Source organism: Gordonia shandongensis DSM 45094 (assembly GCF_000423025.1).
GTDB lineage: Bacteria > Actinomycetota > Actinomycetes > Mycobacteriales > Mycobacteriaceae > Gordonia > Gordonia shandongensis.
This window is the reverse complement of the sequence record NZ_AUHE01000008.1, coordinates 116,531-129,141: the sequence shown is the minus strand read 5'-3', so window position 1 is coordinate 129,141 and position 12,611 is coordinate 116,531. Positions and strand designations below refer to the sequence as shown.

Genomic DNA, 12,611 nt, shown 5'->3' with positions numbered 1-12,611 from the left:
TACTGTCGAGTCGCAGCGACGACCCCTCTCCCGATGCGGACCGCGTCGGCCGTATCGAATAGGCTCGTGGGTGTGAAGTTGCCCTGGAACTCCGATGCCGAGAAGAGCACCTCCCCCGAGCCGACGGACTTCGCCGACGACGCGGACGAGTCCGGTCGGCCGTCGGCCGCCGGCACTCCCGGCAAGGGCCGCCCCACGCCGAAGCGCCGCGACGCGCAGCGCCGCCGCGGACCGGTGGCGCCGCCGCCGATGACGCGGGCCGAGGCCCGGGCCCGGAAGAAGGCACTCCGGTCGACGATGTCGAAGCAGGAGCGCAAGGAGGTCGCCGCCGAACGACGCCGCATCCGCACCGAACAGCGCGAGAAGATGATGGCCGGGGACGAGAAGTACATGATGGCGCGCGACCGGGGTCCGGTCCGCAAGATGGCGCGTGACATCGTCGACTCCCGGCGCAATGTGGCGGGCCTGTTCCTGCCGTTCGCGATCTTCCTGCTCGTGATGCTGATGTCGCCGAATCTGGCCGTGCTCGGCAACCTGGTGCTGCTGGTGTTCGTTCTGGTGACGATCATCGACTCGGTGTACCTGGGATACCGAGTGAACCGCCGGGTGCGCGCCCGCTACCCCGACTCGACCGATCACGGCTTCCGCCTGGGGTGGTACAGCTTCACCCGTGCCATGCAGCTGCGGATGATGCGCGCGCCGAAACCGCAGGTCAAGCCTGGTGACAAGGTCTGACACCGTGCGCACACTGGTGCTCGGGGGCATCCGGTCGGGCAAGTCGGCGCACGCCGAGGAGCTGCTCGCCGCATCGCCGCGCGTCCGCTACATCGCCACCGGGCCGATCGTCGACGACCCGCAGTGGCGGCGCCGCGTCGACGCCCATGTCGCACGCCGGAGCGACCGCTACCGGACCGTGGAGACCCGCGATCTGGCCGGAGCACTCGTCGAAGCACCCGACGAGCCCACCCTCGTCGACGACCTCGGCACGTGGCTGACGGCGGTCCTCGACGACGCCGAGGCCTGGGACGACCCCGACGCCGATGTCTCGGCGGCCGTCACCGCACTGGTCGACGCCATCGCATCGGTGACGGCCCCGCTGGTGATCGTGAGCCCCGAAGTGGGTCTCTCGGTGGTCGCGCCGACCGCCGCCGGCCGCCGGTTCGCCGACGAGTTGGGACGCCTCAACGCCGCCGTCGCCGGCGTGTGCGACTCGGTCACACTGGTCGTCGCCGGGCGTGCTCTCGACCTTCCGGAGCCCGCTCAACCCGTATCCACCCAGCCCGTATTCACCCCGCCCGTACCCACCCCGTCTGCCCCCGTGGCTCCCCGCGCGCCGCTCCCGGCACCGGAGTCCGTGGCTCCCGTCGTGTCGACCGCACCGGTCTCGATCACCGGTGTGGACGCCGAGGTCTTCGACGCCGTCACGCTCCCCGACCACGACGTGGCCGAGCAGGCGCGTGCCCGTCAGCGCGAACTCACCAAGCCCGCCGGCTCGCTGGGTCGACTCGAGGAACTCGGCACGTGGGTGTCCGCCTGCCAGGGCCAGTGTCCGCCGCAGCCGCTGCGGTCACCGGCCGTCGTCGTATTCGCCGGCGACCACACCGTGGCCACCGACGGCGTGTCGGCCTATCCGCCCGAGGTCACGGCGCAGATGGTCGCCAACATCCTCGGCGGGGGCGCCGCCATCAACGTCCTGGCCCGCCGCGCCGGGGCGACGGTCGAAGTCCTCGACATGGCCGTCGGCACCGAGACCGACCCGCACGTCTCGCGCTACAAGGTTCGGACGTCCAGCGGCGATCTGCGCACCGGCAGCGCACTGACGCTCGCCGAGGCGCGCCTCGCGGTCGCCGCGGGTCGCGATGTCGCCGACCGGTTGGTCGACGCGGGCGCCGACATGCTGATCGCCGGTGACATGGGTATCGGCAACACCACCCCCGCCGCCGTTCTCATCGGGACGCTCACCGACCGCGAGCCGGTGGTCGTCGTGGGCCGCGGCACCGGAATCGACGACGCGACGTGGATTCGCAAAACGGCGGCGATCCGCGACGGGATGCGGCACGCCCGCCGCTACCGCAACGAGCCTCTCGCCCTGCTGGCTGCGGTCGGCGGCGCCGATCTGGCCGCGATGGCGGGGTTCCTCGCGCAGGCCGCCGTTCGCCGGACTCCGGCCCTGCTCGACGGCGTGATCACGACCGCGGCGGCGCTCGTCGCCCAGGACATGGCCCCGGGCGCGGTGTCGTGGTGGCAGGCCGGTCACCTGTCGACCGAGCCCGCGCACGAGTTCGCGCTCTCGGCGCTCGGACTCACCCCGATCATCGATCTGCGGATGCGCCTCGGCGAGGGCAGCGGTGCGGTGGCCGCACTCCCCCTCGTGGCCTCGTCGGTCGACATCGTGCGGGACATGGCGACGTTCGCGGAGGCCGGCGTCAGCGACGGCGAGTGATCCGGTGACCGGTCGGCTGCTCCGGGCGGCGGGTGGCGTGCGTGACGCCGTCGCCTGGATCACCGTGATCCCCGTTCCGCGCGGGTCGGACGATTTCGACCGGGCGCGCGGCGGCGCCGCGATCTCGGCGGTGCCGCTGGTCGGCGCCGCGCTCGGCGCGGCCGTCGCCGCCGGGACGTTCGGGCTGAGCCACACGTCGCTGCCGACCGCGCTGATCGGTGTGCTGACGGTCGCGGTACTGGCCCTCGCGACCCGCGGCATGCACCTCGACGGTCTGGCCGACACTGCGGACGGTCTCGGCAGCTACGGCGATCCCGCGCGGGTCCGCACCATCATGCGCACCGGCGATCTCGGCCCCTTCGGTGCCGCCACCCTGCTGCTCGTCCTGATCACTCAGGCCGCCGCCTACACGGCCCTCGCCGCCGACCACCGCTGGCCCGCGATCGCGCTCGCCGTGTTCGCCGGACGCGCCGCAGTCCCCGTGGCGTGCCGGACCACGCTGCCGCCGGCGAATGACGACGGTTTCGGGGCGTTGGTCGCCGGAACCCAGCGTGCGGGAGCGGCCGTCTGGGTCGTCGTGCTGGTCGGTGCGGCCGCGGTACTGGGTGTGCAACCCGCCGTCGTCGCGCTCGTGGCGCTCGTCGGGGCGTGGGCGTTCACCCGTCACTGCGCGCGGCGGGCCGGCGGGATGACCGGCGACGTCGTCGGTGCCACCGTCGAACTGGTGACGGCCGTCGTCGCCGTCGGCCTGCTGGTCTGAAAGTCCGGCAGGTCTGACGTTCGGCAAGTCTGAAGTTCGGCAGGTCTGACGTTCGGCTAGGGAGCGGGATGCAGCGTGGTCATCCACCCGTGGGTGTCGGCGAACGTGCCCCGCTGCAGACCCGTGAGCGTGTCGCGCAGCGCCTGGGTCACCTCGCCGGTCTCTCCGTCGCCGATGAGGTAGTCGTCGGTGTCGCTCTGCACCCGGCCGACCGGTGTGATGACGGCCGCCGTGCCGCAGGCGAACACCTCGGTGATCTCACCGGAGGCGACGCCGTCTCGAAGCTCGTCGGTGGAGATCCGGCGTTGCTCGACGGCGATTCCCGCGTCGGTCGCCAGGGTGAGCAGCGAGTCGCGGGTGATGCCGGGCAGCAGGGAGCCGGACAGTTCCGGTGTCACCAGCCGCGCATCGGCACCCGCCCCGAAGACGAAGAACAGGTTCATCCCGCCCATCTCCTCGATGTAGCGGTGTTCCACCGCGTCGAGCCAGACCACCTGGTCGCAGCCCTTGCGCGCCGCCTGTGCCTGCGCGAGCAGCGAGGCCGCGTAGTTGCCACCGAACTTCGCCGCGCCGGTGCCGCCCGGTGCCGCCCGGACGTATTCGGTGCACAGGAACACGCTGACCGGCTGCACACCGCCGGAGAAGTACGCGCCGGCCGGTGACGCGATGACCGCGAACTGGTACTCGTCGGCCGGTCGGACGCCGAGGCTCGCCTCCGTCGCGATCATGAACGGACGCAGATACAGGGACTCCTCGCCGCCGGCGGCGGGAACCCATGCGTGGTCCGCGGCGAGGAGCGCCCGCAGCGCTCCGACGAAGTCGTCGGCGGGGAGCTCCGGCATGGCCAGACGCCGTGCCGAGTTGTTGAACCGCTCGGCGTTGGCCTCCGGGCGGAATGCCGCGATCGACCCGTCGGGCTGCCGGTAGGCCTTGAGGCCCTCGAAGATCTCCTGGGCGTAGTGCAGCACCATCGCCGCCGGATCCAGGGCGATGGGACCGTACGGGGTCACCCGCGCACCGTGCCACCCGCTGTCGCGGTCGAAGTCGACCGTCACCATGTTGTCGGTGAAGTAGTTGCCGAATCCCGGGGCCGCGAGGATCTCGGCACGCCGATTCTCCGACATCGGATGGGGATGTTCGGTGCGAGTGAACTCCAAGGTCATGCGATCAATCGTACCGCCGCCGACCAATCGGTTTTCCGCGGAGTCGACCGCCCCCGCGTCACGGTGCCCTCACTGCGGGTCAGACCTTGCTCTCGACGAACGGCGGCAGCACGACCTCGCAGGTCAGCGCCCGGCCGCGGACGTCGACGACCACCTCGGCTCCCTTCTTGATACCGGATGCCGTGTCGATGAACGCCAGCGCGATGCCCTGCTTCAACGTGGGCGAGAACGTGCCCGACGTGCAGACGCCGATCGTCTCGCCGCCGGCCTCGATGTGGACCGTGCAGTCCGCACGCGGCACGCCGCGGCCGGTGGCCTTCAGTCCGTAGATCCTGCGCGAGGGCCCGGCCTCCCGGGCGGCGAGCAGTGCGTCCCGACCGAAGAACGACTCCTTGTCCCATCCGACGGCCCATGAACTGCGCGCCTCGACCGGGCTGATGTCGACGCTCAGCTCGTGGCCGTGCAGCGCGTATCCCATCTCGGTGCGCAGCGTGTCGCGCGCGCCGAGGCCTGCGGGCTGCCCGCCGCGGGCGGTCACCTCGGCCAGGAGCGCCTCGAACACGGCGCCGGCGTCGTCCCATCGGGGCAGCACCTCGTAGCCGTGCTCACCGGTGTATCCGGTCCGGCACACCCGAACCCGCACATCGCGGCCGCCGATGCCGACCGTCGCATCGGTGAACGCCATGTAGGGCAGGTCCGTCGGCAGCCCGACGGCGTCGAGGACGGCCGTCGACTCGGGCCCCTGCACGGCGAAGACGGCCCAGTCGCGGTGCTGGTCGACGATCTCGACGCCCGCGGGCGCCGCCGCGCGCAGCCTCTCGATGACGGCGGTGCTGTTGGCGGCGTTCGGCACGAGGAAGACCTCGTCGTCGCCGATGAGGTAGGTGATCAGGTCGTCGATCACGCCACCGGACTCGGTGCAGCACAGCGTGTACTGGGCGCGCCCCGGTTCGATCTTCCGGAGGTCGTTGGTGAGCGTCGCGTTGACGAAGTCCGCGGCCCCCGGCCCGGAGACGACGGCCTTGCCGAGGTGACTGACGTCGAAGATCCCGACGGCCTCGCGGACGGCCGTGTGCTCGGCCACCGTCCCGGCGTACGAGACGGGCATGTCCCATCCGCCGAATTCGGCGAAGGACGCCCCGAGGGCGATGTGTCGGTCGGCGATCGGTCCGGCGAGCAGTTCAGTCATGGCGCACAGCCTAGTCGTCGTCGGGCGACGGTCGGGAGCCGTGTTCGCAGACCGCCTCGAGTCCCGCTGTGGCAAAGTGGAATGGTGTGAGCGCCAACGAATTCTCCGACCGCGTCCGCGGTCCCCGCATGGACCTGACCACCGCACTCTCGAATGACGACGACGTCCTCGTCGTCGGCCTCGTCGCAGCCGACGACGACGGCGAGTCCGATCCCTCGCTGCTGCTCGTCGAGGACTTCCTCGACGACGACGCCGCCGAGGGCATCGCCCGGGCGCTGCGGGCGGTCGGCGCCACCGGCGGCACCGGCGAGGTGACGCGCATTCCGGCACCCGAATCCCTACCGGTCGACGCCGTCCTCTCCGTCGGCGTCGGCGCGGCGTCGCGTCTCGACGACCCCGACACCGTGCGGCAGGCCGCCGGCACCGCGTTGCGGGCGCTCGACGGCTCGGCGCGGGTCGTCACCACGCTGTCGGCGGCGGGCATCGGTCCGGCCGCCGAGGGCGCATACCTCGGCGCCTACCGTTTCGACGAGATGCGGTCGGCGAAGTCGCGGTCGACGAAGCAGCCGCCCGCCACCGTCCTCCTGGCGGTGGCGGCCGCGAACAAGGGCACCAAGAACAAGCAGGCGCGAGCCGATCTCGACCGCGCGGTGATCGTCGCCGAGTCGGTCGCGATGGCACGCGATTTCGTCAACACCCCGCCGAACGTGCTGTCCCCCGCGGAGTTCGCCGATCGTGCTCGGATCCTCGGCTCGGCAGCGGGTCTGAGCGTCGAGATCCTCGACGACGCCGAACTGGAGAAGGCCGGTTACGGCGGCATCATCGGTGTCGGGAAGGGCTCCTCCCGGAAGCCGCGTCTGGTGCGTCTCACTCACGAGGCGAAGGGTGCGCAGCAGCGCGTGGCGCTCGTCGGCAAGGGCATCACCTTCGACACCGGCGGCATCTCGATCAAACCGGCCGCGGGCATGGAGAACATGACCTCCGACATGGGCGGCGCGGCCGCGGTCATCGCCGCGGCCGTCGCCGCCGCGCGCCTCGACGTCCCGGTGACCGTGACCGCGACGGTGCCGATGGCCGAGAACATGCCGTCGGCCACGGCGCAGCGGCCCGGCGACGTCCTGACGCAGTACGGCGGCACCACGGTGGAGGTGCTCAACACCGACGCCGAGGGGCGCCTGGTACTGGCCGACGCGATCGTCCGCGCACTGGAGGACGAGCCCGACTACCTGATCGACACCGCGACCCTCACCGGTGCGCAGATGGTGGCGTTGGGCACCCGGACGCCCGGGGTGCTCGGCACCGACGACTTCCGCGACCGCGTCGCGACGATCTCGCAGGAGGTCGGCGAGAACGGTTGGCCGATGCCGATGCCCTCGGAGTTGCGCAGCGATCTGGACTCTCGCGTGGCCGACATCGCCAACGTCACCAACCATCGGTGGGGCGGCATGCTGTCGGCGGCCGTGTTCCTGCGCGAGTTCGTGAGCGACGACGTGCAGTGGGCGCACATCGATGTCGCCGGGCCCGCGTTCAACACCGGCTCGCCGTGGGGGTACACCGCCAAGGGCGGCACGGGTGTGCCGGTCAGGACCATCGTCGCGGTCCTCGAGGACATCGCCGGGACCGACTGAATCACCCGGGTGTCGGGGTTCACCGGACTGCCCTGAACGACGGGGTCCGTCGGAGTAGGGTGAATCACGGGCTACGGCTCATCCGGCCGACAGCACGCGCCCGGGCACACGCCTGCCCGTGGCGCACCACACCCGCAGGCTTGTAGAAGAACCGCACAGTTCACGAATTTGTTAGGGAGTCACACACAAATGGCCTTCTCTGTCGAGATGCCCGCACTGGGCGAGAGCGTCACCGAGGGAACCGTCACCCAATGGCTCAAGAAGGAGGGTGACACCGTCGCCGTCGACGAGCCGCTGCTCGAGGTCTCGACCGACAAGGTCGACACGGAGATCCCGTCCCCCGTCGCGGGCGTCCTGGTCAAGATCGTCGCCCAGGAGGACGACGTCGTGGAGATCGGCGGAGAGCTCGCCCTGATCGGCGACGCCGATGAGTCGCCCGCCGGCGACTCGGCGGACGGCGGCGACTCGGCGGACGGCGGCGACTCGGCCCCGGCTTCGACTCCCGAGCCGGAGGCGCCGAGCGCTCCCGCCGCAGACGACGCCCCGGCCGCTCCCGCCCCGGCGTCCGCCGCATCGGGTACCGACGTGGTGATGCCCGAACTCGGCGAGTCGGTCACCGAGGGCACCGTGACGAACTGGCTCAAGGAGATCGGTGACACCGTCGCCGTCGACGAGCCGCTCGTCGAGGTCTCCACCGACAAGGTCGACACGGAGATCCCGTCTCCGGTGGCCGGTGTGCTGCTGGAGATCTCCGCCCAGACCGACGATGTGGTGGAGGTCGGCGGCAAGCTGGCGGTCATCGGTGACGAGAACGCCGCCCCGGCGGCTCCGGCTCCGTCGGCGCCCGAGCCGGAGCAGGCTTCGCTGGCCGCCGAGCCCGAGCCCGCTCCCGAGCCCGAGCCGACCCCAGAACCCCAGCCCACTCCCGAACCCCAGCCCACTCCCGAACCCCAGCCCACTCCCGAACCCCAGCCGACCTCCGAGGCTCCCGCTTCCGCATCGCCCGCTCCCGCATCGCCTGCCCCCGCGTCGAGCCCGGCGCCGAATGAGCTCCAGTCGACGCCGTACGTCACCCCGTTGGTGCGCAAGCTCGCCGCGGAGAACGACATCGACCTCTCGACGGTGACGGGGACGGGCGTCGGCGGCCGCATCCGCAAGCAGGATGTGCTGGCCGCGGCGGAGGCGAAGAAGGCGGCCCCCGCACCGAACGCCCCTGCATCGAACACCGCCGCAGCGGGTACTTCCGCGTCGAGTTCCCCGGCTGCTCCGGCAGCGGCCGCCCCGCAGGCCAGCCCCGAGTTGGCGGCGCTGCGCGGCACCACGCAGAAGATCAACCGCATCCGGCAGATCACGGCGGCCAAGACCCGCGAGTCCCTGCAGGAGAGCGCTCAGCTCACCCAGGTCCACGAGGTGGACATGACCAGGATCGCGGCGCTCCGGTCGGCGGCCAAGGCGTCGTTCAGCGCGGCCGAGGGCGTCAACCTGACGTTCCTGCCGTTCTTCGCCAAGGCCGTGGTCGAGGCGCTCAAGGCGCACCCGAACGTCAACGCGTCGATCGACGAGCAGGCCAAGGAGATCACCTACCACGCGAACGTCCATCTGGGCATCGCCGTCGACACCGAGCAGGGTCTGCTCTCGCCGGTGATCCACGATGCCGACGATCTGTCGCTCGCGGGGCTGGCACGGGCGATCGCCGACATCGCCGACCGGGCGCGCAACGGCGGCCTCAAGCCCGACGAGTTGGCCGGCGGCACGTTCACGATCACCAACATCGGCAGCCAGGGCGCCCTGTTCGACACCCCGATCCTGGTCCCGCCGCAGGCGGCGATGCTCGGTACGGGTGCGATCGTCAAGCGCCCGGTGGTGCTCACCGCGGAGGACGGAACCGAGTCGGTCGCCGCCCGCTCGATGGCCTACCTGCCGTTGACCTACGATCACCGTCTCATCGACGGCGCCGATGCGGGCCGGTTCCTGACCACCGTCAAGCATCGCCTGGAGAACGCGGAGTTCGCCGGCGACCTCGGCCTGTAGGCGCGGCCGGGCATGCGACGTGCGACGCGGGCAGACGCCGGGCCGATGGAGGTCCGCGTCCTCGGCGTCGTCGACTACACCGAGGCGTACGACCTGCAACACCGGATGGCCGCCGAGCGGGCCGACGGCGCTCTCGATCACGACGTGCTGCTCCTTCTGGAACATCCGTCGGTGTACACCGCGGGTAAGCGGACCGAGGACGCCGATCGGCCCGTCGACGGCGCTCCCGTCATCGACGTGGACCGCGGCGGCCGCATCACCTGGCACGGTCCCGGCCAGCTGGTCGGGTACCCGATCGTCCGGCTCGCGGAACCCCTCGACGTCGTCGACTACGTCCGGCGGCTCGAGGAGGCGCTCATCGCGGTGTGCGACGTCCACGGCGTCGCCACCGGCCGGGTCGAGGGCCGGTCGGGAGTGTGGGTATGCGACGACGGCGGGGAACGCAAGCTCGGGCAGATCGGGATCCGGGTGGCTCGCGGAGTGACCCTCCACGGCTTCGCGTTGAACGTGAACCCCGACATGAGCGTCTTCGACGCCATCGTCCCCTGCGGCATCGCCGACGCCGGAGTCACGTCGCTGGCGATCGAGAGCGGCGCACCACTGACCGTGGCCGATGTCCTCGATCCGGTCGCCCGCGCCGTCCAGACATGCCTCGACCAGTCCGATGCGTCCGTCTCGGTCGAGTCGGACGCCACCGCCACAAGCGTAGGATCAGTGCAGTGACAACCTCTCCCGACCACACCTCTCCCGACCGCACCTCGCCCGATCACGGCGCCGGCGCCGCGAGCCCGGAACCACCGGCCGGCCGCAAACTGCTGCGCCTCGAGGTTCGCAACTCGCAGACCCCCATCGAGCGCAAGCCGAAGTGGATCAAGACGCGAGCCACCATGGGGCCGGAGTACACCGAGCTCAAGGGCCTCGTGCGACGCGAGGGCCTGCACACGGTGTGCGAGGAGGCGGGGTGCCCCAACATCTACGAATGCTGGGAAGACCGCGAGGCGACGTTCCTCATCGGCGGAGAGCAGTGCACCCGCCGGTGTGACTTCTGCCAGATCGACACCGGCAGACCTGCGGCACTGGATCGTGACGAGCCGCGACGCGTCGCCGAGTCGGTCCAGGCCATGGGACTGCGGTACTCGACGATCACCGGTGTCGCCCGCGATGACCTGCCCGACGAGGGCGCGTGGTTGTACGCCGAGACCGTGCGAAAGATCCACGAGCTCAACCCCGAGACGGGCGTGGAGAACCTCATCCCGGACTTTCACGCCAAGCCCGATCTGCTCGACGAGGTGTTCTCGTCGCGGCCGGAGGTGCTCGCACACAACATCGAGACGGTCCCCCGCATCTTCAAGAGCATCCGTCCGGCGTTCCGCTACGAACGGTCCCTGGAGGTGCTCACCCGTGCCCGCGACTACGGGCTGGTGACGAAGTCGAACCTCATTCTGGGGATGGGCGAGACGCCCGAGGAGATCCAGTCGTCGCTGCGGGATCTGCGCGACGCGGGCTGCGACATCGTGACGATCACCCAGTACCTGCGTCCGTCCGTCCGCCATCACCCCGTCGACCGCTGGGTGAAGCCCGAGGAGTTCGTCGAGCACTCGCAGTACGCCGAGGAACTCGGATTCGCCGGTGTGATGGCCGGTCCGCTGGTGCGCTCGTCGTACCGCGCCGGTCGCCTGTACGCGCAGGCGATGGAGCGGCACGGCAGACCGCTGGCCCCCGGTCTGGAGCACCTCGCACAGCAGGGCACCGCCGCGCAGGAGGCGTCGTCGCTGTTGTCGCGGATGGCGCGCTGACACCCTGATCGCCGTCGCGCGCCGCACCGTAGACTGACGGGCATGGCTAAGGCGCAGGACAAGGCGAGCAAAGAGGCGAAGAAGGCCGCGAAGGCCGTCCGGAAGGCGGAGAGCAGGGAACGTCGCCAGCAGATCTGGCAGGCGTTTCAGATGCAGCGCAAGGAGGACAAGGCCCTCATCCCGCTGATGGCCGGTGCGCTCGTGGTGAGCGTCGCGGCCTTCGTGCTCCTGGGGTACTTCGTCTTCGACAACCTGTGGTTCACCGCGCCGCTCGGCGTGGTGCTCGGCGTGCTGTTGGCGTTCATCATCTTCGGCCGCCGGGTGCAGAGCAGCGTCTTCAAGAAGGCCGAGGGGCAGCCGGGCGCCGCCGGGTGGGCCCTGGGCAACATTCGCGGGCAGTGGCGCGTCCAGCAGGCCGTCACCGGCACCTCCCACATGGATGCGGTGCACCGTGTCATCGGGAAGCCGGGGCTGATCCTCGTCGGCGAGGGCTCGCCCACCCGCGTCAAGCCGCTGCTGGCGCAGGAGAAGAAGAAGGCCGCGCGCGTCGTCGGCGACACCCCGATCTACACGATTCTCGTCGGCGACGACGACGGTCAGGTCCCGCTGTCGAAGCTCGAACGGCATATCCGAAAACTGCCCGGCAACATCGACCGCAAGCGGATGGACGCCCTCGAGGGACGCCTGTCGGCCCTCAAGGCGAAGGGCACCGCGGGTGCCGCCATGCCCAAGGGACCGCTGCCGCAGGGTGCCAAGATGCGCAGCGTCAGCCGCACGACCCGCCGTCGCGGCGCCTGATCCCGATGGTCGGACGCGTCGACCCCGATCGGTACGGACCGTGGGCGCTCGTCGTGGGCGGCTCGGAGGGGGTCGGTGCCGAGTTCGCCGAGCAGCTCGCCGATGCCGGTCTCGGGGTGGTCCTCGTCGCCCGGACCGAAGCCACACTCCGCGAGACGGCCGACCGGCTCCGTGACCGCGGGGCGCAGGTCCGCACGGTCGCCGTCGATCTGCTCGCGGCCGACGCGGGCGACCGGATCGCGGCGGTCACCGACGACCTCGAGGTCGGTCTGTTGATCCTCAACGCCGGAGCCAACACCTACGGCCACCCGTTCGTCGGCGGCGACCTCGCTCGGCACACCGACGTGCTGACGCTCAACGTCGTCCGTCAGATGGAGCTCGTCCACCGTTATGCGGCGCCGATGCGGGAACGCGGCCGTGGCGGCGTGATCCTGGTCGGGTCGCTGTCGGGGTACGTCGGCTCTCCTCACGAAGGCGTCTACGCGGCGTCGAAGGCGTTCAGCCGGGTCTTCGCCGAAGGGTTGTGGGCCGAGCTCGCCCCGCATGGCGTCGACGTGGTGGAGCTGGTGCTCGGGGTCACCCGGACGCCCGCGATGGCCCGCGCGGGACTCGACTTCGACCTGCCCGGGCTCCGTGTCGCCGAGCCCCGGGACGTGGCCGCCGAGGGCCTCGAGCATCTGGCGGACGGACCCGTCTGGGTGGCCGGCGGCAACTACCCGATGGCGCAGAAGCGGTCCGGGTTCCCCCGCGACCGGCTCGTCGCCGGCGCCGCCGCGGCCGTCGCCGAGATGATGGGCCGCTGA

At 71.0% G+C, this 12,611-nt stretch carries 11 protein-coding genes; 9 read left to right on the top strand and 2 right to left on the bottom strand.

Annotated features, from left to right (window positions below):
- Positions 1-72 precede the first annotated feature (72 nt).
- Genes G528_RS0108985 through G528_RS0108975 form a run of 3 tightly spaced genes read left to right on the top strand, consistent with a single transcriptional unit; the run spans position 73 to position 3,203 of the window.
- Complete coding sequence (locus G528_RS0108985; protein ID WP_026918679.1) at positions 73-735, top strand: DUF3043 domain-containing protein; 663 nt, start codon at positions 73-75, stop codon at positions 733-735.
- The gene (gene cobT, locus G528_RS0108980) at positions 719-2,443 is read left to right on the top strand and encodes a nicotinate-nucleotide--dimethylbenzimidazole phosphoribosyltransferase (RefSeq protein ID WP_425402222.1); all 1,725 of its coding nucleotides are present in this window, start codon (positions 719-721) and stop codon (positions 2,441-2,443) included. Before G528_RS0108985 ends, cobT begins: the two co-directional genes overlap by 17 nt.
- Before the next feature lie 4 nt (positions 2,444-2,447).
- Positions 2,448-3,203 carry an adenosylcobinamide-GDP ribazoletransferase gene (locus G528_RS0108975; RefSeq protein ID WP_245569732.1) on the top strand — a complete coding sequence of 252 codons (756 nt, stop codon included), beginning with the start codon at positions 2,448-2,450 and terminating at the stop codon, positions 3,201-3,203.
- 56 nt (positions 3,204-3,259) lie between these two features.
- Here G528_RS0108975 and G528_RS0108970 read toward each other — a convergent pair whose 3' ends face one another.
- Both G528_RS0108970 and gcvT read right to left on the bottom strand, forming a co-directional pair.
- The gene (locus G528_RS0108970) at positions 3,260-4,366 is read right to left on the bottom strand and encodes a branched-chain amino acid aminotransferase (protein WP_026918676.1); all 1,107 of its coding nucleotides are present in this window, start codon (positions 4,364-4,366) and stop codon (positions 3,260-3,262) included.
- A gap of 79 nt (positions 4,367-4,445) precedes the next feature.
- Positions 4,446-5,555 carry a glycine cleavage system aminomethyltransferase GcvT gene (gene gcvT / locus G528_RS0108965; protein ID WP_026918675.1) on the bottom strand — a complete coding sequence of 370 codons (1,110 nt, stop codon included), beginning with the start codon at positions 5,553-5,555 and terminating at the stop codon, positions 4,446-4,448.
- An 86-nt stretch (positions 5,556-5,641) separates the two neighbouring features.
- On the opposite strand from gcvT, the gene G528_RS0108960 reads away from it, so the two are divergent.
- From G528_RS0108960 to G528_RS0108935, 6 genes are all read left to right on the top strand, one after another.
- The gene (locus G528_RS0108960; protein WP_026918674.1) at positions 5,642-7,183 is read left to right on the top strand and encodes a leucyl aminopeptidase; all 1,542 of its coding nucleotides are present in this window, start codon (positions 5,642-5,644) and stop codon (positions 7,181-7,183) included.
- Positions 7,184-7,372: 189 nt separating this feature from the next.
- Positions 7,373-9,214 (top strand): 2-oxoglutarate dehydrogenase, E2 component, dihydrolipoamide succinyltransferase, encoded by a 1,842-nt coding sequence (gene sucB, locus G528_RS0108955; protein ID WP_026918673.1) that lies wholly within the window; start codon positions 7,373-7,375, stop codon positions 9,212-9,214.
- 12 nt (positions 9,215-9,226) lie between these two features.
- Positions 9,227-9,937 carry a lipoyl(octanoyl) transferase LipB gene (lipB, locus tag G528_RS0108950; RefSeq protein WP_026918672.1) on the top strand — a complete coding sequence of 237 codons (711 nt, stop codon included), beginning with the start codon at positions 9,227-9,229 and terminating at the stop codon, positions 9,935-9,937.
- Positions 9,938-10,026: 89 nt separating this feature from the next.
- Entirely contained in the window at positions 10,027-11,010 is a 984-nt protein-coding gene (lipA, locus tag G528_RS0108945; protein ID WP_156890407.1) for a lipoyl synthase, read from the top strand.
- 42 nt (positions 11,011-11,052) lie between these two features.
- Entirely contained in the window at positions 11,053-11,808 is a 756-nt protein-coding gene (locus G528_RS0108940) for a DUF4191 domain-containing protein (RefSeq protein WP_026918670.1), read from the top strand.
- A gap of 5 nt (positions 11,809-11,813) precedes the next feature.
- On the top strand, positions 11,814-12,611 hold the full coding sequence (locus G528_RS0108935) for an SDR family NAD(P)-dependent oxidoreductase (RefSeq protein ID WP_026918669.1): 798 nt from the start codon (positions 11,814-11,816) through the stop codon (positions 12,609-12,611).